At 71.0% G+C, this 26,429-nt stretch carries 23 protein-coding genes; 9 read left to right on the plus strand and 14 right to left on the minus strand.

Going from position 1 to position 26,429, the window contains the following annotated elements:
• Positions 1 to 69: 69 nt before the first annotated feature.
• Positions 70 to 2,046 carry a hypothetical protein gene (locus tag FL344_RS04705; RefSeq protein ID WP_141617675.1) on the minus strand — a complete coding sequence of 659 codons (1,977 nt, stop codon included), beginning with the start codon at positions 2,044 to 2,046 and terminating at the stop codon, positions 70 to 72.
• Between the two features lie 388 nt (positions 2,047 to 2,434).
• Here FL344_RS04705 and FL344_RS04710 point away from each other — a divergent pair, with 388 nt between their 5' ends.
• Both FL344_RS04710 and FL344_RS04715 read left to right on the plus strand, forming a co-directional pair.
• A complete protein-coding gene (locus FL344_RS04710; protein ID WP_228564787.1) occupies positions 2,435 to 2,884 on the plus strand; it encodes a hypothetical protein in 450 nt (149 codons plus the stop codon).
• A gap of 139 nt (positions 2,885 to 3,023) precedes the next feature.
• Positions 3,024 to 5,123 (plus strand): cation:proton antiporter, encoded by a 2,100-nt coding sequence (locus tag FL344_RS04715; protein ID WP_141588070.1) that lies wholly within the window; start codon positions 3,024 to 3,026, stop codon positions 5,121 to 5,123.
• 41 nt (positions 5,124 to 5,164) lie between these two features.
• Here the strand turns inward: FL344_RS04715 and FL344_RS04720 are convergent, their stop codons facing one another.
• Positions 5,165 to 5,884, minus strand: coding sequence for a glycosyltransferase family 2 protein (locus FL344_RS04720; protein ID WP_141617732.1), 720 nt, complete (start codon positions 5,882 to 5,884; stop codon positions 5,165 to 5,167).
• Between the two features lie 81 nt (positions 5,885 to 5,965).
• A complete protein-coding gene (locus FL344_RS04725) occupies positions 5,966 to 7,408 on the minus strand; it encodes an aminotransferase class I/II-fold pyridoxal phosphate-dependent enzyme (RefSeq protein WP_141617677.1) in 1,443 nt (480 codons plus the stop codon).
• Between the two features lie 188 nt (positions 7,409 to 7,596).
• On the opposite strand from FL344_RS04725, the gene FL344_RS38415 reads away from it, so the two are divergent.
• From FL344_RS38415 to FL344_RS04755, 7 genes are all read left to right on the plus strand, one after another.
• Positions 7,597 to 7,833, plus strand: a complete 237-nt coding sequence (locus tag FL344_RS38415; RefSeq protein WP_225888260.1) for a SelT/SelW/SelH family protein — start codon at positions 7,597 to 7,599, stop codon at positions 7,831 to 7,833.
• A gap of 118 nt (positions 7,834 to 7,951) precedes the next feature.
• Positions 7,952 to 8,488: a hypothetical protein gene (locus FL344_RS04730; protein WP_228564788.1), complete on the plus strand. Its 537-nt coding sequence runs from the start codon at positions 7,952 to 7,954 to the stop codon at positions 8,486 to 8,488.
• Between the two features lie 203 nt (positions 8,489 to 8,691).
• Positions 8,692 to 9,009, plus strand: a complete 318-nt coding sequence (locus FL344_RS04735) for a hypothetical protein (protein ID WP_228557518.1) — start codon at positions 8,692 to 8,694, stop codon at positions 9,007 to 9,009.
• A gap of 53 nt (positions 9,010 to 9,062) precedes the next feature.
• Positions 9,063 to 9,887, plus strand: a complete 825-nt coding sequence (locus tag FL344_RS04740; protein ID WP_141617678.1) for a 2,3,4,5-tetrahydropyridine-2,6-dicarboxylate N-succinyltransferase — start codon at positions 9,063 to 9,065, stop codon at positions 9,885 to 9,887.
• 40 nt (positions 9,888 to 9,927) lie between these two features.
• Positions 9,928 to 10,578 carry a dimethylsulfonioproprionate lyase family protein gene (locus tag FL344_RS04745; RefSeq protein ID WP_141617679.1) on the plus strand — a complete coding sequence of 217 codons (651 nt, stop codon included), beginning with the start codon at positions 9,928 to 9,930 and terminating at the stop codon, positions 10,576 to 10,578.
• Positions 10,579 to 10,603: 25 nt separating this feature from the next.
• Positions 10,604 to 11,692, plus strand: coding sequence for a succinyl-diaminopimelate desuccinylase (dapE, locus tag FL344_RS04750; protein WP_011556702.1), 1,089 nt, complete (start codon positions 10,604 to 10,606; stop codon positions 11,690 to 11,692).
• 167 nt (positions 11,693 to 11,859) lie between these two features.
• Complete coding sequence (locus FL344_RS04755) at positions 11,860 to 12,261, plus strand: cell envelope biogenesis protein TolA (protein ID WP_141617680.1); 402 nt, start codon at positions 11,860 to 11,862, stop codon at positions 12,259 to 12,261.
• 73 nt (positions 12,262 to 12,334) lie between these two features.
• Here the strand turns inward: FL344_RS04755 and FL344_RS04760 are convergent, their stop codons facing one another.
• The 11 genes from FL344_RS04760 to FL344_RS04810 all read right to left on the minus strand — a co-directional run bounded on the left by FL344_RS04760 (position 12,335) and on the right by FL344_RS04810 (position 26,426).
• Entirely contained in the window at positions 12,335 to 13,840 is a 1,506-nt protein-coding gene (locus FL344_RS04760) for a hypothetical protein (protein WP_228564789.1), read from the minus strand.
• 228 nt (positions 13,841 to 14,068) lie between these two features.
• Entirely contained in the window at positions 14,069 to 15,361 is a 1,293-nt protein-coding gene (locus FL344_RS04765; protein WP_141588063.1) for a hypothetical protein, read from the minus strand.
• Positions 15,358 to 15,669: a 4a-hydroxytetrahydrobiopterin dehydratase gene (locus tag FL344_RS04770; RefSeq protein WP_011556698.1), complete on the minus strand. Its 312-nt coding sequence runs from the start codon at positions 15,667 to 15,669 to the stop codon at positions 15,358 to 15,360. The genes FL344_RS04765 and FL344_RS04770 overlap by 4 nt, the downstream gene beginning before the upstream one ends.
• 53 nt (positions 15,670 to 15,722) lie before the next feature.
• Positions 15,723 to 17,084, minus strand: a complete 1,362-nt coding sequence (locus tag FL344_RS04775; RefSeq protein WP_228564790.1) for a hypothetical protein — start codon at positions 17,082 to 17,084, stop codon at positions 15,723 to 15,725.
• A complete protein-coding gene (glpK, locus tag FL344_RS04780) occupies positions 17,081 to 18,571 on the minus strand; it encodes a glycerol kinase GlpK (protein ID WP_141588061.1) in 1,491 nt (496 codons plus the stop codon). Before glpK ends, FL344_RS04775 begins: the two co-directional genes overlap by 4 nt.
• A 92-nt stretch (positions 18,572 to 18,663) precedes the next feature.
• Positions 18,664 to 18,888 carry a hypothetical protein gene (locus FL344_RS04785; protein WP_090487895.1) on the minus strand — a complete coding sequence of 75 codons (225 nt, stop codon included), beginning with the start codon at positions 18,886 to 18,888 and terminating at the stop codon, positions 18,664 to 18,666.
• Positions 18,889 to 19,056: 168 nt separating this feature from the next.
• Positions 19,057 to 20,691, minus strand: a complete 1,635-nt coding sequence (locus FL344_RS04790; RefSeq protein ID WP_141617683.1) for a hypothetical protein — start codon at positions 20,689 to 20,691, stop codon at positions 19,057 to 19,059.
• A 163-nt stretch (positions 20,692 to 20,854) separates the two neighbouring features.
• Positions 20,855 to 21,739: a hypothetical protein gene (locus FL344_RS04795; RefSeq protein WP_141617684.1), complete on the minus strand. Its 885-nt coding sequence runs from the start codon at positions 21,737 to 21,739 to the stop codon at positions 20,855 to 20,857.
• A gap of 179 nt (positions 21,740 to 21,918) precedes the next feature.
• Positions 21,919 to 23,157 carry a lipocalin-like domain-containing protein gene (locus FL344_RS04800; protein WP_141617685.1) on the minus strand — a complete coding sequence of 413 codons (1,239 nt, stop codon included), beginning with the start codon at positions 23,155 to 23,157 and terminating at the stop codon, positions 21,919 to 21,921.
• A gap of 3 nt (positions 23,158 to 23,160) precedes the next feature.
• Positions 23,161 to 25,701 (minus strand): FtsX-like permease family protein, encoded by a 2,541-nt coding sequence (locus tag FL344_RS04805; RefSeq protein WP_141617686.1) that lies wholly within the window; start codon positions 25,699 to 25,701, stop codon positions 23,161 to 23,163.
• Positions 25,698 to 26,426 (minus strand): ABC transporter ATP-binding protein, encoded by a 729-nt coding sequence (locus tag FL344_RS04810; RefSeq protein WP_141617687.1) that lies wholly within the window; start codon positions 26,424 to 26,426, stop codon positions 25,698 to 25,700. The genes FL344_RS04805 and FL344_RS04810 overlap by 4 nt, the downstream gene beginning before the upstream one ends.
• Positions 26,427 to 26,429 lie beyond the last annotated feature (3 nt).

The raw sequence follows: 26,429 nt of genomic DNA on the forward strand, positions 1-26,429 counted from the left end.
AACTCGGACGACACGGGCCCACACGCGCAGGAGCCCGCCCAGGGCGGGCGGGCCCCCGACAGCGCCGGCTCAGCCCGGGATGCCGGCCGACCAGCGCTGCGTGAGGTACAGCTCGGCGAGTTGGGCCGGGCTGAGGTCCTTCTCCTCGCCCACGTAGGTGCGCTCGGTGGACAGACCCACCTCGCCGCCGCCCACGCCCGCGTGGACGCCCACGCCAAAGTCGCCGGTGACCTTGTGCTTGTCCTGGACGGTGGCCTTGATTTCGACCTTGTCCTTGAGCTGGTTCAGCGCCTGGCCCACGTCGCCCTGGGCGATGCTGCCGAAGGCGCCGCTGGTGGCGATGTCGTTGATGTTGCCGCTGATTTCCGCCTTCACCTCGCGGCCCGTCGCGCCGCCCAGGCCCAGCGCGGACGCGTTGGCCTGACGCGAGTCGGTCAGCGTCAGCTTGGCCTCATGGGTGTCACGCACGCTGGCGCCAATCTCGCGAGCGGTGCCCTTCGGGTCCTTGATGAAGTCGGTGGGGTTGAAGCCCTCGGGCAGCTCCACGCTCTGCTCCAGCTCCACCCCGAGCGAACCGGACACCCCCGCGGACGCGTTGGTGGGCAGCGACACGGAGTCCCCGCCACCGGTGGGGATGCCCACGCCCGCGGACGCGCTGGCGTTGGCGTTGATTTCGAGGCTCTGCTTGAGGGTCAGCTTCTGGGGCTTGCCGCCCTCCATCTCGATGCGGGCCGTGGTGCTCTGGTTGACTCCGGCACTCGCGCCGGCGCCCGCGCTGATGGCCTCCGGCAGCCCCTTCATGCCCAGCTCGGCGTTGACGCTGGCCTCGGCGCCCAGCTTGAACTCCACGGCGCTCATGTTCTTCGTCAGGCCCGCCAGGTCCGACAGCGGATCCCCGAGGACATGATTCACGCCAGCGCCCAGCACGGGGTTGCTCGCGGCGGCGCCCGCGGTGGCGGTGGAGGCCGCGATGATGCGGGTGGCGTTCTTGGCCTCCTCGGCCGTGTCGAACTTGAACTCCACCGTGGCCCCGGCGGTGCCGAAGGCCTCCGCGCCCGCGTCCGCCGCGCCCTTGGCGCCCAGCTTGGCCGCGACGCCCGCGCCCACCTCGCCGGTGACGGACACCGTGTAGCCGCCGCCCTCTTCCTCACTGCGGCTGACGCCCAGGGTGCCCTTCACCTTGCCGGCCACCGTGGCGCCGTTGGCCTCGGCGTAGAGGCTGATGGAGGTGCTCTCACCCGGCTTGAGCTGGTCCACCTGCCGGTTGAGGTTGACCGCGTCGCCAATGGCCCGGGCCGTGTCCACCGGGTCCCGCACCACGTCCGCGGTGCCCTGGAGCGCCCCGCCGATGATGTCGTTGGTGATGCCCTGCAGGGGGTTGAGCGTGGGCGCGTCCTGGATGGCCCGGCCCGCCACGTCCAGGCCGTCCGCGGCGATGTCGGTCGCCTTGTCGAGCACCGGGCCCGCCCGCTGCGCCGCATCCTTGAGGACATTGCCCAGGCCATTCGCGGTGACGGCGGCCGCGGTGCCCGTGGCGCTCAGCGTGCGCTGGGTCGCGGTGCGGCCCGCCTCGAACACGTCACCGGCGGCGTTGCGCACGTTGCCCGCCGCGTCCTGCACCCGGTCCTTGGTTCCTTCGACGACGTTCTGCGTCGCGTTGGCCACGCCGCCCACGACGTTCTTGGTGGCGTTGGCCACGCCGCCCACGGCGTCACCGGCCTTGTCCTTGGCATCCTCGACGACGTTCTGCGTCGCGTTGGCCACGCCGCCCACGACGTTCTTGGTGGCGTTGGCCACGCCGCCCACGGCGTCACTGGCCTTGTCCTTGGCGCCCTCGAAGACGTCCCGGGCCCGCTCCTGGGCCGCGTTGGAGACCTTCTCCTTGGCCTCCTGCGCCTTGGCCGCCGCCTGCTCCGCGGCTTCCGCGGCCTTGCGGGCCGCCGCCTCCGCCGCGCGCCGGGCCGCTTCCGCCGCACGCTTCGCCGCGGCCTCGGCGGCCCGCTTCGCCGCGTCCGCCGCTCCGCCAATCAGTTTTCCGATTCCCATGGGGGCTTCCTTCTCCAGGCTGTCACGGCCGTGGGTCGTCTCGCGGGGGCGGGACGCGGCGCGTGCGCGCTTCAGGGGTGTGGTGCCGGCTGGGGCCTTGTGGCGGGCCAGCCGAAGCCCTCAGCAGTGTCGAGTCTTGAAAGCAGGCATGGACGACTCCTGCCCTTTAGAAAGAGCGGGTACGCTGTGAGGGCTGCGGGGATTCTCAGGAAATGAGGCGGAAGAGTTTCGTCGGCGCGGCAGAAACCTGGCCGCCGAGCGCTGGATTGGCGTTTTCCCGCCGTGGGGGAGCGCTTTACTGGGTGGCACCCGCGTAATACAGGAGAAGCGGATGTGCTCAGCCGGCCCGACAGCCCCGCTATCCCCACCCGGGCGACGCGCGCGCGGGATGCTGCTGGCCATTGTCCTGGGCACGGCGCTTGCCTCCGTGCCGGGGATCACCGCGTTGGAACAGGTGATGGCCGCCGAGGTCCACGCCGCGTACGGGTCCTCTGAGAGAAACGGCGCGCGGGTGGACCGGGGCGGCGTGGCCTTCGTGGGCAAGCGCACCCGCCAGTTGCGCTGTGGGCGCCTGGCCGGGGTGGGGAGTGACACCTGGGCCGCGGTGATGAGCGCCCCGGCCGGGGTGAAGACGAAACCGACCCTGGGCCGGGAACGCGAGTGCTTCCAGCCGGGCTTCCATGAAGCCCACCGTCAGGCTCGAGAACGGCAGCGGGCCGTTGCCACCGACACCGTCCGGCTGCTGCGCTCCGCGGCCCGGATGGTGCGAGGCGGCAACGCCGGTGACCGGCCGACGCTCGTCACCCAGTCGTTGCGCGGGCCTCCCGGGCGCGGCTGAAGACGGCGCTCGGAATCGGGCCGGCCGGTAACGCGCCTGCCTTCTTCGTTTCCTCCCGCATGATGCGCGGTCCGACGCACAGCGCCGGGCCGGTCCGAACCTCAATCTTCCGCTAGGTTGTTTTTTTCGAGGTGTACCGATGCATGGAGCCCACGAGGTCCTCCAAGCCATTGCCGTCGTCCTGTGCGTCGCGGCCGTGACGACGGTCCTCTTCCAGAAGCTTCGCCAGCCCGTGGTGCTGGGCTACATCCTGGCCGGCCTCGTCGTCGGCCCGTACCTGCCGATTCCGCTCGTCGCCAACCCGGAGGTGGTGACGACGCTCTCGGAGCTGGGCGTCATCCTCCTGATGTTCTCGTTGGGGTTGGAGTTCAGCCTCCGCAAGCTGTTCGCCGTGGGCCCCACGGCGGGTGTCACCGCCGTCATCCAGTGCAGCATCATGATTTGGCTGGGCTTCGTGGTGGGGCGCGCCTTCGGGTGGACCACCCTGGAGAGCCTCTTCACGGGCGCGCTCATCTCCGTGTCCAGCACCACCATCATCGCCAAGGCCTTCGACGAGCAGAACATCCGGGGCCGGCTGCGGGAGCTGGTGGTGGGCGTCCTCATCGTCGAGGACCTCATCGCCGTCCTCCTGATGGCGACGCTGACGGCCATCTCCTCCGGCACGGGCCTGTCGGTGGGGGAGCTGTCGTTGACGACGGGCCGCCTGGTGGCGTTCCTCGTCGGGCTGGTGGTGGTGGGGCTGTTCATCATCCCCCGCGCGGTGCGCTACGTGGTGAAGCTCAACAAGCCGGAGACCACGCTGGTGGCCAGCGTGGGCATCTGCTTCGCGGTGGCGCTGCTGGCGCAGGCCTTCGGGTATTCGGTGGCGCTGGGGGCCTTCCTGGCGGGCTCGCTGGTGGCGGAGTCCGGCGAGGAGAAGGTGGTGGAGCACCTGGTGCAGCCGGTGAAGGACATCTTCGCGGCCATCTTCTTCGTGTCCGTGGGCATGCTCATCAACCCGGCGCTCATCGCGGAGCACTGGGCGGCCATCCTGGTGCTCACGGTCGTGGTCATCGTGGGCAAGCTCTTCAGCGTGACGCTGGGCGCGTTCCTCACGGGGCACAGCACCCGGACCTCCGTGCAGGCGGGCATGAGCCTGGCGCAGATTGGCGAGTTCTCCTTCATCATCGCGGGCCTGGGCCTGTCGCTGAAGGCCACGGGCAACTTCATCTACCCGGTGGCGGTGGCCGTCTCCGCGATTACGACGCTCACGACGCCCCTGCTGATTCGCGTGTCGGGGCCGGTGGCCAGCTATGTGGACCGCAAGCTGCCCAAGCCGCTGCAGACGTTCGTGACGTTGTACGGCACCTGGGTTGAGCGGCTGCGCGACGCGCCCCGGCGCCAGACGTTCGGGGCCTCGGTGCGGCGGCTGGCGCGGTTGATGGTGCTGGACGCCGTGCTGCTGATTGTCCTGGTGATTGGCACGTCGCTGACGGCGGGCAAGCTGGGCTCCTTCATCGAGCAGCGGCTGGGCATCGATGAGAACCTGTCCCGCTACATCATCCTGGGCGGCGCGGTGCTGCTCTCCATCCCGTTCCTGGTGGGCGTGGTGCAGGTGGCGCGCCGGTTGGGCGAGGAGCTGGCGGAGGCGGCGCTGCCCGGGCGGAAGGACGGGCGGGTGGACCTGGCGGCGGCGCCCCGGCGCGTGCTGCTGGTGACGCTGCAACTGGGCATCATCCTGCTGGTGAGCGTGCCCGTGGTGGCGATTACCCAGCCCTTCGTCCGGGGCGCCATGGGCCCCCTCATCGTGCTGGCCCTGATTGGCGCGCTGGGCGTGACGTTCTGGCGAGGCGCCACCAACCTGCACGGCCACGTTCGCGCGGGCGCGCAGGTCATCGTGGAGGCGCTGGCGGCGCAGTCCCACTCGCGAGAGCCGGGCGCGGATGAGCACGCGCTGGACCACGTCTCCAAGGTGCTCCCGGGCCTGGGCGAGCCCGTGCCCGTGCGGCTGGAGGCCTCCAGTCCCGCGGCGGGGAAGACGCTGGCCGAGGTGAACCTCCGCGGCCTCACGGGGGCCACGGTGCTGGCCATCCGGCGCGGGGACTCGAGCGTGTCCGTGCCGTCCGCGCAGGAGGTGCTGCTGCCGGGTGACGTGCTGGCGCTGACGGGCACGCAGGACGCGGTGGAGGCGGCCAAGAGCCTGCTCACCGGTGCACCGGCGCCCGCCTCGGAGCCGGAGCCGACGGGCGCCCAGGTGTAGGGATACGGGCCTGGGGGCGGCGTTCGTTCCGCCCCCGGGGCCTACCGCTTCACGCTGTACTTGGCGATGGCGTAGAGGGCGCGTACGCCGTCCTTCCAGCCAATCTTCTTGCCCTCTTCATAGGTGCGCCCGTGGTAGCTGATGGGCACCTCGAAGACGCGCCAGCGGCCACGGGCCACCTTGGCGGTGATTTCGGGCTCGAAGCCGAAGCGGTCCTCCTCCACCTGCACGGAGCGCAGCACCTCGGCGCGGAAGGCCTTGTAGCAGGTCTCCATGTCGGTGAGGTTCAGGCCGCTGGTCATGTTGGACAGCGTGGTGAGCACGTTGTTCAGCACGGTGTGCCAGTAATAGAGGACGCGCCGGGGCGTGCCGGTGAAGCGGCTGCCGAAGACGACGTCCGCAACCCCGTCGATGATGGGCTGGATGACGTTGGGGATGTCGCGCGGGTCGTATTCCAGGTCCGCGTCCTGGACGATGATGATGTCACCCGTGGCTTCGGTGAAGCCTCGCCGCAGCGCCGCGCCCTTGCCCTGGTTCTTCTCCTGGAAGAGGACGCGCACCTCGTTGCGGTTGCGCGCTGTACCGCCCAACAGGCCCACTCCCTGCTCCTGAAGCTGGCGTAGGAATTCGCGGCTGCCGTCCTTGGAGCAGTCGTCGATGAGGACGAGCTCCTTCGGGAAGTCGACGGCGACGCAGCGGCGCAGCAGTTCGGCGAGGGTGGGAATCTCGTTGTAGACGGGGATGACGAGTGAGACGAGCATGGCGTTTTGCGGCTGTACCGCATTTTGCGTCATGGGGCGACCTTCTGGCACGGAAGGTGTGGGCCGGGTGGGGCGCGGCGTTCAGCGGAGCGCCGCGGCCCGGAGCGCGTCCATGAGGGCGTCCAGGTCCGTGTCGGTGGTGAGCGGGTTGATGAGGGTGACACGGAGATAGACGCCACGGGGCAGCTTTGTCTGCACCAGGTAGAAATCTCCGCGAGTCACCAGGCGCTCGCGCAGCTTCGTCTGGAGGGTGTCCCACTGCTCGGCGGGGATGTGCGCGGGCGTGTGGCGGAAGCAGAGGATGTTGCACTCGGGCGGCACGGCGACCTCGAAGTCGCTGGCGGCGGCGAGGCGCTGGGCGAAGCGGTGGGCCTGCTCGTAGGACGCCGTCACCGCGTCGGAGAAGAGCCGGGTGCCCAGCACGGCGAGGCAGGCGTACACCTTGAGGGCCATCATCTCCTTGGTGCACTCCAGGGTGCGCAGGCCGATGTCACTCCAGGGGCGCTCCGCGTCGCCGTGGAAGATGTAGCTGGCCTCCTGTGAGAAGGACTCGAAGGAGCGGGCGCCGTCGCGGAAGAGGACGGCCGTCACCAGCGCGGGCATCAGCAGGCCCTTGTGGGCGTCCCAGATGACGGAGTCCGCGCGGTCGATGCCGCGCACCAGGTGCCGGTGGGCGGGGCTGAGCACGGCGGAGGCGCCGTGCGCGCCGTCGACGTGGAACCAGAGGCCATGGCGCTCACAGAAGTCGGCCACGGGTTCCAGTGGGTCGAAGGCACCGGTGGCGGTGGAGCCGGCGCTGGCCACCACGGCGATGGGCTTGCGTCCAGCGCGCGTGGCGGACTCGAGCGCGGCGTCGAGTGCCTCGGGGCGCAGGCGGAAGTGTTCGTCCACGGGGACGGGCGTCACGCCGCCTTCGCCAAAGCCCATGACGCGGGTGGCGCGGGCGAGACTGTAGTGCGTCGTCTGGGCGGCCAGCACGGTGAGGGGCGGGCCGGCGTGGGCGCCGCCGTTCCATGCGTCGTAGCCGGCCTTGGCCTGCCGCGCGGCGAGCAGGGCGGTGAGGTTGCCCAGGGAGCCGCCGGAGGTGAGGACGCCGTCGGTTGTTTCGGGCAGGCCGAGCCGCGCGGCCATCCAGCGCAGGACGTTGCGCTCCATGGCGGTGGAGACGGGGCCCATCTCGTACACGGCCATGCCGTTGTTGAGCAGGGAGGACACCGCGTCGCACAGGGCGGCCAGCGGCACGGGGGCCGTCACCTGGTGTCCCACGTAGCGTGGGTGGTGCAGGTGGTTGGAGCCGGAGAGCACGCGGGCGATGAGGTCTGCGAAGTCGCCCGTGGGCGCTTCGGGGAAGGCCGCGGCGAAGCGGTCCACGTTCACCGCGGGGGCGGCCCAGGGGAGCACGGGACCTTCGGCGCGGGTGGTGCGCGCGAGGTAGTCGGAGAGCGTGTCCATCAGCCGGTGGGATTCACGGCGGAAGGCGTCAGCGTCGTAGGCGGCGGCGATTCGCGCTCGAAAGTCCGTCATGGTGCGGCGGAACGTAACCGTGCCGGTGCGAGGGCGGAATGGTCCCTTCGTCCGTTACCGGGTGTGCGGAGAACCCTTGGTAAGAAGGGGCGAGTGAGCAGGCGGGGTGGCGTGTGGTGGCGGCGCGCACTAAGTCTGGCTCATGGGGCGCGCATGCCGTGTGCCCTGCTCACGTGAGGAGGATGGCCATGGCCGACCCGAAGGTGACGATTACCTACTGTACCGCTTGAGGCTACAGGCCTCGGGCCGCCCGTGCGGCGGCCGCATTGAAGGATGAGCTGGATGTAGAGGCGGAGTTGTTGCCGGGCCCTTCGGGTAGCTACGAGGTCGCCGTGGATGGCAAGGTCGTCATCCGGAAGGCGTCGCTCGCATTCCCCACGGACCACGAGGTGGTGGACGCGGTGGCGAAGGTGCTGGGGCGGTAGCGGGCAGGTTGCCTTGGCCGCTTCGTGCAATGCTGGGCGCGAGTGAGGTGCGGGCCGGCCTCGCGACGCGCCCACTTCGCGCGGACGAGACTCGCCATGGTTGAGCAGGGGAGCTTCAATGTCTGCACTGCGCTGTGCCACGAGAGTCCTGGGCGTTGCTGCTCTTCTTTGGGTCACGACCCTGGCGGCGGCGGAGAAGTCTGTCTTTGCGAAACTGCATCCTGCAATGACTCGCGCCGAGGTCGAGAAGCTCGGGAAAAAGGTCTCCCTGGGGGCCTACCAGGGACATCTCATATCCTCGTTCACGAGCGAAGGTGCGCTTCATCGCGTCGATGCGATGGCCACGCTCCGGCAGGGGAGTTGTCCGGAGGCGCTGGAGAGCGTGCGCCGGTACCTGGAGCAGGATTTCGGCGCGCCACGCAGTCTGAAACCGCATATCCCACTGCGGCATGGTGGGCTGAATCAGCGCTGCCATGACTGGAGGCTCGGTGCCGCGTGGCTGCAGGTCTGCTGCGCTCGGCATGAGCTCAAGAAGGGCCGCCCCCCGTTGATGCACGTATCGGTCACCTATGGAGTCAAAGGCAGGGACCCGCACGTTGCGCATGGAGGCCACGGGGGGGACTCGCTCATCATCCCCTTCGACGGTTTTCACTGACATGCCTCTCACAAGAACGTGAACGGCACCGCTCACGTTCCGAGTCCCTCGCCGTGCGTCCACTCAGCAATCCAAGAAAGGAAGGAAAAATCGAGTGCTACGCGGGGCAGGCGGCCGGGCAACCGGGCGGGAATCAGGCCCCGGTGGACCGCTCCCGGACATGGCCTGGGGCACCCAGCTTTAGGGCACAGGAGGTGACACTCATGGCGTGGCCGACAGTCGCGTCGCCCTACGAGCGGCGCTCCCTCACCAGTGGACTGCGGGTTCGGGACGAAAGCGGGGCGATGCTGGGCTACGTGGCCCTCATTGGCCGCGAGCACCTCTACGCGCGGCGCTGGCCCTTCAGCCGGCAGTGGACGGAGTTCCCGCTGGCCCGCGTGCGGCATGTCTCCCGGGGCTCGGTGTTCCTGGAGGGGCAGATGCCGGGCCGGGTGGTGGCGGCCGACAAGGGCGCACACGCGGAGATTCCCACGCAGACCCTGCCGCTGGCCGAACTGGACGAGGCGTCCACTCCCACCTGAGCCCTTCATCCAGGTGCGGCGCGGCGCGGGGTTTTGTGCTTCAAGGAGGCGCCATGGCCCCTATCGAAGAGCTGTCCCAGAGGGTGTCCGCCGCGTTCGCGGATCGGACGTTGTTGAAGGATGCGGCCCACGTGGCCGCCGTGCGCGAGACGCTGGCGCGGCTGGACTCGGGTGAGCTCCGCGTGGCGGAGAAGGGCGTGGACGGCTGGAAGGTGAACGCCTGGGTGAAGGAGGCCATCCTCCTCTTCTTCGCGGTGTCGGAGATGAAGGTGATGGAGGTGGGGCCCTTCGAATTCTACGACAAGGTGCCGCTGAAGAAGGGCCTGGAGGCGGCGGGCGTGCGCGTGGTGCCCCCGGGCACGGTGCGCTACGGCGCCTTCGTGGAGAAGGGCGCGGTGGTGATGCCGGGCTATGTGAACATCGGCGCGCGCGTGGGCGCGGGCACCATGGTGGACACGTGGGCCACCGTGGGCAGCTGCGCCCAGGTGGGCAAGCACGTCCACCTGTCCGGCGGCGTGGGGCTGGGCGGGGTGCTGGAGCCGCCCTCCGCGACGCCCGTCATCATCGAGGACGGTGCCTTCCTGGGCAGCCGCTCCATCGTCGTGGAGGGCGTGGTGGTGGAGGAGGAGGCGGTGCTGGGCGCCAACGTGGTGCTCACCGCGTCCACGCCCATCATCGACGTCACCGGCCCCGAGGAGCGTGTCTTCAAGGGCCGCGTCCCTGCGCGCAGCGTGGTGATTCCCGGCATGCGGGAGAAGCAGTTCCCGGCCGGCAAGTACATGGTGCCGTGCGCGCTCATCATCGGTCAGCGGACGAAGTCCACCGACCAGAAGACCAGCCTCAATGCGGCGCTGCGCGACTTCGCGGTGGCGGTGTAAAGGCTGAAATCCAGCAGCCCGCGCGCGCCGTAGAAGGCGTGTGACGGCACGGAACGTGACGATGGCGCACCATCTGGACGACATCCTGCCCGAATGGGCACTGGGGATGCTGGAGGCCCCAGTCCGGGCGTCCGTCGAGCAGCACCTCGCGGAGTGCGCGAGGTGCCGCGAGGTGGCGGACCGGCTGGTGTCCACGCACGCGGCGCTGGCGTCGCTGGTGGTGCCGCCGCCCGCGGTGCTGGCGCGGTTGATGGACCAGATGGAAGGTCCGGGGCGGCTTGCCCGCTTCGCGGACCGGGTGGCGGCCTTCTTCGACCTGCCGCGCGAGCGAGCGCTGGCGCTGCTGGACGCCGTGAGCGACCCGGCGGAGTGGATGCCCGGACCGGTGGAGGGCTCGGAGCTGATGCCGGTGGAGACGGGCCCCGCGCGCGAAGGGATGATGGCCGCCATCCTCCGGCTCCACCCGGGGGTGCGCTACCCCCGGCACACGCACCACGGCCGGGAGTGGAACCTGGTGCTGGAGGGCGGCTTCCGCGAGGATGAAGGGCACGAGGTCTGGCCCGGCGAGGAGCTGGAGATGACGGACGGCAGCGCGCATGGCTTCACGGCGCTGACGGAAGGGCCGGCGTGTCTGTGCGCCTCCGTCCTGGAGGGCGTGACGCGCTTCGAGGAAGCGTTCGCGGACGGCTGACGCCCGGCGCTATGGTGGAAGGCGTATGGCTTCCATCGACCTCGCCACGCGGCTGGCTCGCACCACGCTCGAGCTGTGCCGCATCCCCAGTCCCATCACCCAGGAGGGGCCCATCGCCGACCATGTGGAGCGCTGGGCGCTCCAGCACTTCCCGCGGGAAGAGGTGTTCCGGGTCGGCCACACGCTGCTGCTCGGCAAGCTGGAGGATGCGCGCCCCACGGTGGCCCTCATCGGTCACCTGGACACGGTGCCCGCGCACCCCAGCGACGCGGGCCGCGAGGCGCGCATCGAGGGCGAGCGCGTCTTCGGGCTGGGCGCCTCGGACATGAAGGGCGGGCTCGCGGTGATGATGGCGCTCGCGGAGGATTTGCGCCGCGACACGCTGCCCGTGAATCTGGCCTTCCTCTTCTACGAGCGCGAAGAGGGTGCCTACGCCGAAAGCGGCCTCATCCCGCTGTACGAGAAGCGGCCGGACCTGGCGAAGGTGCGGTTCGGCATCGCCATGGAGCCCACCGACAGCGTGGTGCAGGTGGGCTGCGTCGGCTCCATGCAGGTCACCGTGCGCTTCACCGGGCGCAGCGCGCACTCCGCTCGGCCGTGGCAGGGGGAGAACGCCATCCACAAGGCGGGGCCGTTCCTCGCGGAGCTGCTCGGGCGTCAGCGCGTGGAGGTCAACGTCGCCGGCTTCCCGTTCTACGAGGTCATCAACGCCACGCTCGCCAAGGGGGGCCGCGCGCGCAACGTCATCCCCGAGGCCTTCGAGCTGAACCTCAACTACCGCTTCGCGCCGGGCAAGAGCATCGAACAGGCGAAGGCGGACGTGCACGCGCTCGTCGCCGGGCGGGCCGAGGTGGAGTTCACCGATGCGTCGCCCAGCGGCCCGGTGGTGGCGGGCAACCCGCTGTTCCAGAAGTTGATGGCCCTCACCGGCCTGCCCGCGGCCTCCAAGCAGGCTTGGACGGACGTGGCGCGCTTCGGCGAGTGGGGCGTGGATGCCATCAACTTCGGGCCCGGTGAGACGGCCCAGGCGCATCAGGCCAACGAGAGCGCGCCCATCGCGCCGCTCGCGGACGCGTACGAGAAGCTCGCGGCCTTCCTCAAGGGCGCGAGCTGACGAGGACTCGTCGCGGGACATGCCCTCCGGGGCATGACGCCCGCGCGCGGTGCACGTCATTCGTCCGCTGTCGTTCATCTGCGTGCCTTCACCGCACACGCCCTGGCGTGCATGGGCGTACCCTGTCCATGCATCGCCTGCAGTCTTCCCCAACCGGAGCCGACTGAATGACGAACGAGTCCGTCAATCCGCAGCTGACCGACGATGTCTCTCCCTCCCCGGCGGAGGCGGGCATTGCGCCCACGCCGCGGCGCCGCACCGCCACGAAGCGCAAGAGCGCTTCACGGACGGGCAGCACGCGGAAGTCCGTGCGCAAGGCCACCACCAAGCGGGGGACTCCGCGCGCGAAGAAGACGGCGGCACGCGGGAAGACGGCCACCCGCAAGTCCGCTACGCGCAAGTCCGCCACGCGAGCCACCGGCCGCGGCGCGCGCAAGGCCACCACGCGGAAGACGGGGACGGCGGGACGGACCGCCCGCAAGACGGGGACGCGCGTCACCGCGACGAAGCGGACCACCACGCGTGGCGGCGCCCGGAAGTCACCGGCCCGGCGCACGACGCGCCGCTGAGGCGTTCCGCGGTCAATCACTTCAGGGCCATGGGGGCTGGACTCCCATGGCCCTGGGTGTTTTCAGGCGCCGCTCAGCGCTTCAGTCGCAGCAGGAAGACATCGCCGCGCGCGGGGCTCTGGCGTCCGGTGCCGAAGTCAGTCTCGCGGTCCGTGTGGCCGAAGAGGAAGACATCCCCGTCGGGCAGCACGCCCATGGAGGAAATGGCTTCCATGCCATACAGCTCGCCTCTCGGCCGGGGCGGGTCCGACAGGAACATCGTCGTGAGAAGCGACGTGCCCGCCGCGTCGTAGCGCAGGGCCACGGGCTGCGCCGAGCCCATGCCGTCCTTGCCCGCAACGCCGTTCTCGATGCGGTTGTAGGTGAAGCCCGCCACCATCAGCTCTCCGGAGGGCGCCAGAGCGACTGCGTCCACCTGGAGCCCGTCCCCCAGACCCTTGGCCCAGGTCTCCTGGCCTTCCGCCTTGGCGGAGACGATGAAGGGGGTGTCCCGGAACGCATGCCCCGGCACCTGCATGTCACCCCAGCGCACGGTGCCCAGGAAGGGGCCCGCGGCCACCACGGTGCCCTCGCCGTCAATTGCCACGTCGCGCAGGGTGCCGCGTGCCTGGCTCATGGCCTTGGTCCACGTCAGCGAGCCCTGCTGGTAGAGCGCGACGAAGGGACTGCCGCCTTCGGCGGCGCTCACCTGCTGACTGCCGAAGCGCACCGCGCCCTCGTACTGGCCGCCCACCGCCATGCGCCCGGCGCCATCCACCGCCAGCGTCGTGAGCGCCACGCGCCCGCCCCCCTGGGGCTGGCCCACGGACACGGCGGATTCGGCCAGCCCGCCGTGGGCGTATGTCACCACCACCGCGCCAGCGCCAGTGACGCCGTTGCCAAAGTCCGTGCTGCCCGGCGCGTTGAAGGCCACCAGCGTCCGCCCCTGGGTGTCTACCGCCAGGTCCGCCACCGCGAGGCCGGTGCCCACGGGCGTGTTCGTCCACAGGACGTTGCCGTCCGCGTCCATCCGGACCACGAAGGTGCCATCCCCCAGCTTGTGGCTGAGGAGGTCCAGGACGCCCTCCGTGCTGCCGGCGATGACGATGCCGCCCGCCGGGTCCGCGGCGATGCGGCCCCGGACGAACGCGCGCACCTCCAGCGGCGCCTCCGGGGCCCTCACGTCGAAGGCCTTCTGCCAGCGCGGCTCGCCCGTGGGCGCGCGGCGCGTCAGCACCAGCTTCGCCCGGTTATCCGTGGGCTGAAGGCTGTCCAGGTCATCGATGTCATGCAGCGACAACGTGAGGAGGTCGCCGCTGGCATCCACCGCCGCGCCCAGCGCCAGGTCGTCCTGGGGCGTGCCCTCGCGCTGCATCCACAGCGTGCTGCCCGGCCCCGGTGGTGGCAGTGGCGGACGCGGTGGTGGCGGTGGCACGCCGGGTGGCCTCTCTTCCGGAGGTGTCTCCGGAACTTCTTCGGGAGGCGCGACGCAGTCCCCCGTGGGGTCCTCCGTACAGCGCTCCTCGCCAGGACGCTCGCTCGTGCTTTTCCCACCACAGCCCAGCCACAACCCCGCCCCACCCAGAACCGCCGCACTCACGACGGTCCGGACCCATCGCCACGCTGGATGCATGCAGTCCCCCCGCTTCGCCCAGGGGAGGGTCGGCATGCGTGTCTGTGTCAGCAACACCCACTGGGGCGTTTGCCTGCCTGGCCGCCCGGATGCGTGAGGCGGCCTCGCTGACCGTGGGAAATGCCGCCCCGAAGGTGGCACTCCCGTTGCCCCATCAGGGGCCTGGCATTCCATGGCCGTGGCGCCCGAGGTGCCTCAGCGCCAGAAGCCCACGGACAGGCCCACGTTGGTGTAGCGGCGCGCCAGGTCGAAGGAGGCCGTCACGGACCAGTCCTCCCAGTAGCGGAAGACGAACACCTCGAATCCGCCGGTGACGTGGGGGCGCGCGGGCCGCTTGTCGAACGGGGACGGCTCCGCGTACGCGCCGGCCCGCAGCCGAATCATGCCCGGCACCGTGTCATGCTCCACACCGATGCGCGGCGCGAAGGAGGTGCCCTTGCCCACCGTGGCCTCGTCCGCCGTGGACGCGAAGGTGCGCGCGGGCACCGCGTTGTCCACGCTGGAGATGAGGTCCACCTGGGCGCTGATGAGCCAGCGGCCAGCGGGCGCGTCCAGGGGCTCGGCTTCCGGCACCGGCAGCGCGTCTCCCTCCACGAGGAGCTGCCGCCGTGCCGCGGGGGACAGCCGGTTGTAGCGCTCCGAGCCTTCGCCCAGCCGCCAGCTGGCGCCCACCGACAGCACGGCGGGGGACACCACCGCGCCGAAGAGGGTACGCCCCGCCAGCTCCGGGAGCTGGTTCGGCTCGCGCCGCCAGTCTCCCACCACCTCCGGCCGCACCGTCACGCCCATGCGCCAGGGGCGGCCGTGTGGCCGGTACAGGATGTCCACCGCCACGCCCGTGTCGCCGTAGCGCAGGTCCGTGCCTCCGGAGTCCAGCCGGAAGGAGGCCTGCGCCGCGTAGATGCCCAGCGCGAGGATGAAGTCGTCCTGGCCAAAGGACATGGCCCCCGCCAGCACCGACTGCGTGAGCGACACGCGGATGCGCTCACCGGGCCCCGCGCACGCGGCCGTGGCGCAGTAGGACACCACGCTGTTGCGCATCGCGAAGCCGATGCCGAAGCGCTTGTACTGGAGCAGCAGGCCGCCCAGCAGCTGCCGGCTGTCGTGGGACTCGTCGGGCTGCCCGTCGTTGTCCACGTCCCGCTTGCGCGAGCCGGTGAAGGGCAGGTCCAGCCAGGACAGGGTGACGCCCAAATCCCAGTCCTTCTCCAAGGCCGGACCCCGGTGCGCCAGCGAGGCCAGGTTGCTGGGCAGCCCCGCGGCGCCCTCGGCGATGCCCACGTACGCGCCGCCCATCGCCACCATGCGCGCGGAGCCCAGCAGCGCGCCGGGGTTGAGGTACAGCCGCTCCGGGCGAGGCTCCAGCGGAGGGGGCGTCTCCTGCGCCCATGCCGCTGACGTGGCGCCCAGCACCAGCGCGCACCCGAACGCTTTCACCCCCCCGCCACCGCGTCCTGCCGGACGCGCCACCGACCTGGAGGGACTCACCGAGCGCGCGTGGCCTCCGTGAAGAGGCGGTCCGCCTCGGTGGCCAGCGCGGTGTCGCGGGCGGTGAGGCCCCCGGCGTCATGGGTGACGAGCGCCAGTGTCACCTTGCGCCAGCGGATGTCGATGTCCGGGTGGTGGTCCGCCTTCTCCGCCGCCTGCGCCACCTGCTCCACGAAGGCGATGCCGGCGAGGAAGGTGGGGGCCTCGAAGGTGCGGCGAATCATCCCGCCCTCGTGCTTCCACTCGGTGTGCTGCGAGAGGAAGGACTGGAGCGCCTCGGGTGCGAGCAGCGTGGGTTTGGAAGCCATGGCTGCCTTTCTACCCGCTCTCAGGCTTGAGGGAAGACACCCGCCGTCCATCGTCATGGGGTGGACGGCCGCGCGTACACTTTCACGCCGTACAGAATGTTCCAGTGCTCCAGGTGGAAGTAGCGCCCACCGACGAAGGGAGGCTGGCGCCCGTCAGGAGACGGCAGCAGCTCCAGGGTGACGGTGCCCGTCTCCGCGCGCCAGCGGGGCACGGCGTAGGACCTCGATGTGCCCGTGGCCGGCGACACCACGGGGAGTCCGAAGCCCGTCGTCCGCAGACGCCTGGCGCTCTGCAACTGGAAGGAGGAGGTCATCTCCAGGACGCCGTCCAGGCGCAGGCGGCCGCTCGCCGCCGAGTACCGGAGCAGCTCCAGGTTCTGCGTGCCGGAAGCGGCGCGCGCCCACAGCACACCCTCCTCGTGGCCCACGGGCAGTCCGGGGACGCTGTGGCAGGGCTCGTCGGGGACGGGCTGCGGCGCGCCCGCGGCGTCGAGCTGGTAGGGGCAGGCCTCGATGGCCATGGTGGCGGGCGCTGGCGCCTCGGCGATGCGGACCACCAGAAGCCGCTCGCCCGCGCGCATCAGCAGCGAGGGGATGTCATCGCTGAACGTGGCCAGCCGCGAGGGGGGAACGGGGGTGGAGCCCATGGCGCGCAGCCCCTCCTCCTCCGAGAAGGCGTAGCGGTGCAGATGCGTTTCATCCAGCAGCAGCAACTCAGTCGCGGTGGCGAGCCGCGCATGGGGCGGCGCATCGGCGGGCGCGCCCGTGGCGGGGAAGGGCGCATCGGCGGAGGTCGCGAGGGGCCCGTTTCCCATGTCGATATAGCGGCGCACCCGGGCGGCCTCCGTCACCCACACCACGTCGCCGGCCACGACGGCGGGGGCGAAGTAGTCGCCCAGGGGCTGGGGCTCCTGGTCCGGCGTGCGCAGCGCCTGGCTGCCGCACAGCCACGTTCCCGACGACGTCCGGTCCACGCCAGGGCACGCCACCACGGTGGACAAGTCCGCCAGGGGCGCCTGGGCGCTGTGGTCCTCCACCACGTAGAGGGAGGACTGGCGCACGCTGCCCACCGGAGAGAAGGAGACGACGAGGTGGTGGTACCCCGTCTGCTCCGGCGTGAACCGCACGATGGCGGACGCCCCATGCACCATCAGCTCCGCGGTGGCGGGGACCACGCGGTTCTGCGGGTCCCTCACCTCCACGGAGACGGACTGCGCCCGGTCTTCCTGCGAGGCGCCACACCTGCTGAAGACGCCGTGGACGGTGAGCGCCTGCGGCTGGCCCACGCCGACCATCGTGCTGTCGAAGAGGGGGGATGGCGCGTGGTCCTCGCAAGGGCCCATGGGGCACCCCACCCCCGTGCCCACCGCCAGCAGCACCGTCAGCAACCGAAGGACGTGGGGTGCCCGTCTCATGCGCGCTCCACGGCCCGCTTCCACTTGGCCAGGTGCCGCTCGCGGGCATCCGGTTTCATCTTCGGCTTGAACGTCTTCTCCGCCTTCCAGGCGCGGCGGATGGCCTCGGGGCTGTCCCAGATGCCGGCGCCCAGGCCGCCGAGGAAGGCCGCGCCCAGGCTCGTCGTCTCCAGGTTGCGCGGGCGCACCAGCGGCACGCCCAGCACGTCCGCCTGGAATTGCATGAGGAGGTTGTTGGCCGCCGCGCCGCCGTCCGCCTTGAACACGGGGATGTCCCGCCCGCTGTCGCGGCGCATGGCCTCCGCCAGGTCATGAATCTGCAGCGCGATGCCCTCCAGCACCGCGCGCGCCATGTGGGCCACGGTGGTGGAGCGGTCGATGCCGGCGAAGAGGCCGCGCGCCTCGGGCCGCCAGTGTGGCGCGCCCAGTCCGGCCAGCGCGGGCACGAAGACGACGTCCCCGGAGTCCTTCACGCTGGCGGCCAGCGCTTCGATGTCCGGCGCGCGCTTGATGACCTTGAGCCCGTCGCGCATCCACTGCACCGCCGCGCCGGCGATGAAGCTGCTGCCCTCCAGCGCGTACGTGGTGGTGCCGGTGCCGCCCAGCCGCCACGCCACGGTGGTGAGCAGGCCCGCCGACGAGCGCACCGGCTCCGAGCCGGTGTTCATCAGCAGGAAGGCGCCGGTGCCATAGGTGCACTTGGATTCGCCGGGCTCGAAGCACGCCTGGCCGAAGAGCGCGGCCTGCTGGTCTCCCGCCATGCCCGCCACGGGGATGCCGTCCGGCAGGCTGCGCATGCCACGCGTGGTGCCGTACACCTCCGCGGAGCCGCGAATCTGCGGCAGGCACGCGGCCGGGACGGACAGCATGGCGCGCATCTCGTCGCTCCACTGGAGCGTCGTCAAATCCATGAGCAGCGTGCGGCTGGCGTTGGACACGTCGGTGACGTGCGCCGCGCCGCCGGTGAGCTTGTAGACGAGCCAGGTGTCGATGGTGCCGAAGCACACGTCGCCCTTCTCCGCCTTCGCGCGCGCGCCCTTCAGGTGGTCGAACATCCACGTGAGCTTGGTGCCGGAGAAGTACGGGTCCACCACCAGCCCCGTCACCTCGCGCACGCGCGGCTCCACGCCCTGCTCCTTGAGCCGGCGGCACTGCTCGGCGGTGCGGCGGTCCTGCCAGACAATGGCGTGGGACAGCGGCTGTCCGCTGCCGCGCATCCACAGGCCCGTCGTCTCGCGCTGGTTGGTGATGCCGATGGCGGCGATGTCCTTGCCGCGAAGGCCCGCGTCCTTCAGCGCCCGGGCGATACACCATTCACTGCTGGCCCAGATTTCATCCAGGTCGTGCTCCACCCAGGACGGCTTGGGGAAGTGCTGGGTGAACTCCTTGTAGGAGCGGCCGACCACCTGCAGCTTCGTGTCGAGGATGGAGACGTGCGTTCCAGTGGTGCCCTGGTCCAGGGCCAGGACGTACTTCGCCTTCGGCATGGGGTGTGCCCTCCCTATGGTGGATGCCAGCGGGGAGGGACCCTACTCCAGTCGAGGGGCCGGGCAGGCGAGCTTCCTGCCCGGCGGCGCGGCTAGTAGCCGTAGGGGCGCCGGTTACCGAGCACCTTCCGGAGGCCGAACGCGGCCAGCCCGCCCAGGGCGATGCGGCCCAGCGAGCTGCCGAACACGCCGCTCGAGGCCGCCCGGCCGCGGCCGTAACCGCCGTGGCCCCGGCGTCCATACCTGCTCCGGCCACGGTTCCATCCACCGAAGCCCGAGCTGCGACGATTCCCCAAGATGTTGTCCAGTAGCGACATGGTGGCTCCTCTGTTCGTCGATGCGTTGAGAGCCCCCGCCGGGGCGGAGATGCCCCGCGGGCGCGGAGTGCCCTCAAGTTGACGCTTCCCTCCGCCGGGGGCAGCCCTGGCCGAAGGAAGTGCCTCCCGGGCCCCCTGGCAGGCACGGGAGGCAATCAGGCGGTCTGCCTACTTCCCGCTGTAGATACCGATGGCCCCAGGGCGGACGATGGCGCCCGCCGCGTCCCGCTGGGCACTGAAGGCCACCAGCACCTTGCGCGCGTCACCGCTGCCCACCATCTGGATGTCCCAGACGGGCAGGGCGGACAGCCCCCCAAGCGCCGGGTTGTGGCTGACGAAGGCCCCCTCGCCGTGCATGCGCCTCAGGCCCTTGCCCCAGCGGTGGCCAATCCAGAGACTGCCGTCGCGCGAGTCCAGCTCCAGCGAGGAGATGTTGCGGTCGCCGTCGCCCTCCAGCAGGTAGCCCGTCACCAGTCCGGCGTCGCTCATCTTCGCCAGGCCCCACGCGAAGCTGGACACCCAGACGGTGCCATCCGGCATCAGCACCAGGTCGCTCACCAGGTCGTCCTTGCGCTGCGCATGGGTGGGGAACTGGGGCTCGGCCACGGCGTCCGGCCACAGGTCGATGCGGTTGGCGACGTGCTTCTTCTCCTCGCTCTGCTTGCGCGCCATCTCGAAGTTCCATGGCGCGCCGGTGCCTTCGTGGCCCACGGCGTTGGTCATGATTTTGAACCGCGTGGTCCGGATGTGCGTGCCCAGCCAGACGTCGCCGTCGGGCCGCACCGCCACGCCCCAGACGTCTCCGGCGAGCCGGCTGTCCTCGCTGGTGCCGTCGCCCATCGCGATGGCGGGATGGATGTGCTCCATGACGCCGAACTTGCAGCGCTGGCGCTTCTCGCCCCCCGTGTAGACCCACGCGTTGGCGGCGACGACCTCGGCGTTGGCGCACGCCTCGCCGCCCTGGTAGTCGGGCTCACCCCACGCCAGGCCGTGGTTGGACGCGAACCACAGGCTGTTGCGTGCCTTGTCCCAGATGATGCGGTTCACCGAGCAGAGCTTCTCGCGGTGGCCGTAACCGGGCACGGAGTGCGCGGGCGAGTGGATGTCGTAGTGCACCACGCGGAGCGTTCCGTCCGGCTGGAGCTCCACGCGGTCCGCGTCACCGCTCTTGTAGATGGCGGGGTCCTCGAACACGCCGGGGGCCTTGTAGAACTCGCTCTCGCAGTTGGGCCGGCCCTCGTAGCCGACGAAGACGGTGCCCGCGGGGCCACCCGTCACCGAGAGGACCTTGAGGTAGCGCGCTTCGGGCGCTGGGTCCTTGCCCTTCCACGGCGCCCAGGGCTTCAGGCCGTCCGCCAGGGTGTAGCAACGCAGGGCGGTGGCGCCCGGGCGCAGGAGGCACAGGCCGTCCTCGCCGCCCGCGACCCAGATGTTGCCTCCCTCGTCCTGGGTGACACCCAGGACCTCGCGAGGGCCGCCCTCGGCGGTACCCCAGAAGCGCCAGCTCGCGCTGTCAGGAGGAATGGGTTCTCCGCCGCCCACGGGACCGTTCGTGCCCGCGTCGGGCTCCACCGGGGGTGGATCCACGGGCGTCCCCGAGTCCGGGCCCTCTTCGGGCGGCGGCTCCTCGCCTTCGCCCGGTGGTGGCTCTCCGGGCGGCTCGGTGGGGGGTGGTTCGTTCCCTTCGCCAATCCCATCGTCTGTGGACGGCGGCGACTGGAGCTGCTCGCTGCCATGACAGCTCAGCAGCAACGTCAGCCCGAGCACGCCCGCCCACCATCTGCCCTGTCCAAGTCCGCTCATACCTGGGTCCGCCTCCGGCGTCTGTCTTTGGACGCGTCACTTCGCGTCCTGACTCCAGAGGCAAGCAGGGTGCCAGGGGGGAATGTCAGGCAGTGGGGTGGAGCAGGGGAAGGCCGAGGAAGCGGCAGGGCTCCGCGCTGCTCTCACGAGGAACCCGGACGCCTCACCCTCGGGGACGTGCCGTGTGTCCGTTGGCCGCGGAGGACAGGACGCGAGGCCTGCGCACGGGCGGGAGCGCGTCGGGGTCCACGTGGTGCGCCACGCAGCCGGGCCGGAGCCGCTCGAGCTTCAGGGCCTCCTGGTGCCCCAGGCCCGGGTTGCCGTCGAACCAGACCTCTCGCAGGTTCTTGAAGGCGGCCAGGATTTCGACGCCCTCCGCGCCCACGCGGGTCTGCACCAGCCGGAGTCTTGGGACGGCGCCGATGTCCGTCTGCTCCCGCAGCGTGTGCAGCATCGCCGTGTCGACCGCGCCGCCGAGCATCTGGAACTCCTCCGTCGGCGTCAGCGCGCTCAAAATCTCCATGTCCAGGAAGCTCGCGTCCCGCAGCACCAGCTCCCGCAGGTGGCCGTCGTCCCGCGTGTTGAGGCCGTAGACGAGCTCACCCTTCAAGCCCCGGCGCTGGATGCGTCCGTCGGGGAACCAGGACGTGTACTCACCGCCGTCCACGTGCATCTTGGGTTGTCCCGACACGTACCAGCGCCGCTCGGACACCTCGGTGGCGAAGCCGCCCGCGTACTCCACCTCGGAGGTACAGTAGCCGTTGCGCGTGAAGGCATAGGCGATGCCCGTGAAGGGCCGGCCCTGGAAGAGGCGAGGGCCGTAGTCCTCGGGCATCTCCAGCAGCGCGCTGTTCACGCGCAGCCCGCCTTCGGGCAGCGGGAGCCAGTCGGGGGAGGGGCCGGTGATGACACCTTCCGACGCCGCCATCAGCGAATCCAGCGTGCCGTCGTGCCTCAAGGAATACGCCAGGCCCGAGAAGAGCGCCTTGCCGTGTCGCAATCTTCCGTCCACGCCCCGAATCAGAAAGCTCGCTCGCATCCGTTGCATGGTCCGCTCCCGTTCTCACCGGGCACGCGCCGGTGAAGGCCCTGGCACCTGCTTCGTGCCACTGGAGCGGAGGCCCGGGCAATCCAGGCAGGCGGCAAAGCGTTTGCCCAAGCCGTTCGGCGATTCCGGCTGTCTGGAGTTGGCGAACGGGATGCCCCCGGGTTGGAGGCGAGGATGCGCTACCGGATGTTCTGCGTGGTTTGCGCCTCCGGCGTGCCTCGCGCCTGGGACTCCCTGCGCCGAGGCCCCTGCGTGTCCGCGTAGCCCGTCAGCTCCACATACCCGCGCCCCGTGAGGGGCTGGCCCGCGCGCGTCCCCTCCAGTCCAACCGTGCCTTCCCAGTACAGCACGCTGACGGGGAGCTCCTGGTCCGCCAGGCGCGGTGTCACGGTGAGGTCCAGGCCCAGCGAATCCACCTGCATGCGCCAGCGTGACGGGTATTCACCGCCACTGTGTGGGCTCTTCCAGGTGTCCAGCACCGTGAGCTTCATGTCGTCGCGGCCGACGTGCACCGCTTCACCCGTGCCTTCGGGGGGCACCCACAGGCCGGTGCTGAACGCGTCCGGCGAGCCGTCCCGGTGACGGAGCTGGTAGTACATCAGCTCGCTGCCATCGGAGAGCTGGAGCGAGAACCAATCCCAGCCCACCTGGTTCGCGCCGAGCGCGCTGGTGCTCCACTCGCGGTCCATCCAGCTATGGCCCTTCACCGCGTACGTGCGCCCGTCCACCCGCACCGTGCCGTGCGAGGGCATGCGCGTCATGGAGTAGTAGTAGGACGCGTTGCCGCGCTCCGCGCTCTTCTGGCTCAGGCCCCGGTCGCCCTGGAGCACCGGGGGTTTGCCCGGCTCCAGGAGCAGCTCCAATGTCACCGCGTCGGTCCGCGCGCGCAGCCGCATGGGCCAGGTGGACGGGCCCGCGCTGGCCGCCTCCCAGTCCTCCAGCCACACCTTGAAGGGTTGCGCGGTGGCGCCGGACAGTCCCAGCGCCACGCGGCTGAAGCGCTCCGAGGCGTGGAATCCGCCACGGGCCACGTCCGTCACCGCGAAGTGACCCATGTAGACCTGGCTCGCGCCCCAGGCGGAGTCACGCGGCGTGGCCTCGGGGGCCAGCGCGTTGCGGAACAGGGTGAACTGGTAGCCGAAGGCGCGCCCGTCCTCCGTCTCCAGGTTGCCGGTCCAGTACCACCACTCCGTGCGGTACTCCGGATGCGGGCCGTGGTCCTCGGGGAAGTGGAAGTCCCGAGGCTCCTCCGCGCGCGCGTAGCCCTCCGTGCTGCCGCTCATGGCGCTGGCCACGGTCAGCGTGCCGCCCTGGCGCAGCGCGGGCAGTGGTGGCTCGCGGGTGATGGCCACCACCGCCGCCGCCAGCCCCACCAACACCACCGCCGTTCCCACGACGAGTCCCCGGCCGTTGCTCATGTGTCACTCCTCCCGCAGCGCCAGCGCGGGATGGGCGCGCGCCATCTTCCAGGCGGGGTAGAGGCCCGCCAGCGCCGCCGCCACCAGCGCCAGCACCACGGCCTGCACCAGTGTCTGGGGCGTCAGGGCCAGTTGCAGCGTCCAGCCGAAGGAACGCTGGTTGATGACGTGCACCAGCACGTAGGCCAGCCCCACGCCCAACGGCACGGAGAACAGTCCCGCCAGCAGTCCCAGCAGTCCCGTCTGCAGGGACACCAGTCCCCAGAGTTGCTCCGGCGTCAGGCCGGTGGCGCGCAGCACGGCGAACTCGCGTGCCCGCTCCAGTTGCAGCGCCATCAGCGCGCTCAGCACGCCCACGAAGGCCACGCCAATGGCGAGCAGCCGCAGCACCTGCGTAATCGTGAAGGTGCGGTCGAAGACGTCCAGGGACGCCTGCCGCAGGGAGCGGTTGGCGCGCACCAGCAGCGCCTGGGCGTCTCCGGCGCGCTCGCGCACCGAGGCCACCAGCGCATCCACGTCCTGGCCGGGCGCCGCGTACAGCGCCACGCCGCTGATGCCCCGGTCGTCGAACCAGTGCTCGTAGGTGGTGCGTGGCATCAGCAGCGTGCCCACGTCGGAGCCGTAGTCGAAGTACACACCCACCACGCGGAAGTCGCGGGGGCCCTTGTCCGTGGCCAGTCGCACGGTGTCCCCCAGGTCCACGCCCCGGTGGAAGCCGAAGGGCTCCGAGACGAGAATCGTGTCGGGCGAGGACTCCAGCTCGCGCCACGCCGTCTCCGCGTCGCCCTGCTTGAAGGTGTAGGGGCGCACCGGCGTGCGCGAGAAGTCGACGGCCATCAGGTCCGTGGGCACACCGTCCACGCGCACGTTCGCCACGCGAAGGGTGCTGCTGCCCGCGACGCCCGGCGTGGCGCGCAGCGTCTCCGCCAGACCGGGGAGCAGCGTCGCGCCTCCGCGCCGCGCCACGAGCGAGGGCGGCGAGATGAACACGTCCGCCTGGAGCGAGGTGTCCAGCCACGACACCACCGTGCCCCGGAAGCTGGACACCATGAGGCCCACGCCCACCGTGGTGGCCACCGCCACCATCAGCGCCGCCAGCGCCACGGACGTGCGGCTGAGGCTGGTGTGCACACCCCGCGCGGCCATGCGCCCCAGCAGGCCAAAGGCCATGCCCAGCGGTCGTGCCGCCAGCGAGGACACCGTCTGCGTGGCCCAGGGCACCAGCAGCGCCGCGCCCAGCAGCACCGAGAAGAGGCCGCCATACGCGGGAAGCAGCGCCTGGGTGGGCCACCGCAGCAGCACGGTGCCCGCGGCCAGCACCCCGAGGCCCAGCAGCGCCAGCCGGGGCGCCCGTCCGCGTGACACGTCCTCCAGCGTGGACCTGCGCATCGTCGTCACCGGCGGCGAACGCGCGGCCTCCCACGCGGGCACCAGCGCGGCCAGCAGCGTGGCGCCCAGTCCCAGCGCCAGCCCCTTGAACAGGGTGAAGGGCTCCAGCGCCAGCCGCCGCACGCTCACCACGAAATACAAATCATTGAGCGTCTGGGTGACGAGCTCCACCAGCCCTCGCGCCAGCAACACGCCCAGCAGCAAGCCCGCCACGGTCCCCACCGCGCCCAGTACGGCCGCTTCGCCCAGCACCAGCGCGAAGAGCTCGCGCCGGGTGATGCCCACCGCGCGCAGGCGGCCCAGCAGCCCGCGCCGCTGCACCACGGAGAACGTCATGGTGTTGTAGATGAGGAACATCCCCACCACGAGCGCCAGCAGCGACAGCGCGGTGAGGTTGGTGCGGAAGGCCCGCGTCATCTGCTCCACCGTGCCTGCTCGCGCGGCGGCGCGCACCAGCTCCAGGCCTTGCGGCAGCGTGGCCGCCACGGCGCGTTCCTGCGCGTCGCCGCCGGTCAGCCGCAGGTCCACGCGCGTCAGCCGGCCGGTGTGCCCCAGCAGCTCCTGCGCGGTGGACACGTCGGTGAGCACCAGGGCCTCCAGGGCGCGCGCGGTGTCCTCGTCCGCGGGCTCCAGCAGCCCCACCACGCGCAGCGGCTTCTCCAATCCCTCCAGGCGCACCGGCAGCGTGTCGCCGGTGGACAGGCCCAGGGCACGCGCGGCGCGGGCGCTCAGCATCACCGCGCCCGGCTCGGTGAGCAGCGCGCTCACGTTCCCCACCGCCTCGTCCCGGGCGTAGTCGCGGAAAGGCCCTTCCGCGAAGGGGTCCACGCCCAGCACGGTGAGCGTGCGCTTGTCGCCTACCGCCGCCTGGACATAGCCCTCCACCACGGGCGCGGCCACGGGGGCGCCGGGGCGCACGCGCAGCGCCTGGTACACCGCCTCCGGCACGCCCGTGGAGCCGCCCAGGAGCTGGTGCGTGGCGCGTCCGGCCACCGCGTCCGTGGAGCGCTCGAAGGCGCGCAGGGCGCTGCCGCTGGCCAGGTCGATGGACACCACCACCGCCACGCCCAGCGCGATGCCCAGCAGCGACAGGGCCGTCAGCCACGGGTGGCGGCCCAGGTGGCGCAGGCTGGAGCGGACCAGCAGCCCCTTCACAGCGCCTCCTTCACCGCGCGGAGGGGCGTGTGCTCCACCTCCACCAGCCGGCCGCCCTCCATCGTCAGGACGCGGTGCGCGCGAGCCACCAGGCCGGGCTCGTGGGTGACGACGAGCGCGCAGGTGTTGCCCTTCCGGGTCAGCGCCTCCAGCAGGTCCAGCACCTGCCGTCCCGTGGCCTCGTCGAGGTTGCCGGTGGGCTCATCCGCCAGCAGCAGCGGTGGCTCATGGGCCAGCGCGCGGGCCACCGCGACGCGCTGCTGCTCGCCGCCGGACAGCCGGTCCGGGAAGCTGCTGGCGCGAGCGCCGAGCCCCACCTGTTCGAGGAGCGCCTGTGCCCGCGCACTGGCCTCCGCGCCGCCATGGCCGTTGAGCTCCAGCGGCAGCCGCACGTTCTCCTCCACCGTCAGCGTGGGGAGCAGGTTGAAGGCCTGGAAGATGAAGCCGATGCGCTCGCGCCGCAGCAGCGTGCGCTCGCGCTCATTCATCCGTCCCAGGTCGCGGCCATCCACGCGGACCTCGCCCTGACTGGCCAGGTCGATGCCGCTGATGAGGTTGAGCAGCGTGGACTTGCCCGAGCCGCTGCGCCCCAGCAGCACCACGAACTCGCCTCGGCGCAAGGAGAGCCGCACGCCGGAGAGCACCTCGCGCGTGGTGTCGCCCTCGGCATAGGCCTTCGTGACGTCGCGCAGTTCGACCAGGGGAGGGGAGTCGGGCGGAGACATGGG

Origin of the sequence: Myxococcus sp. AB036A, from assembly GCF_006547355.1 — a bacterium.
In the GTDB taxonomy this organism is placed as follows: Bacteria; Myxococcota; Myxococcia; order Myxococcales; family Myxococcaceae; genus Myxococcus; species Myxococcus virescens.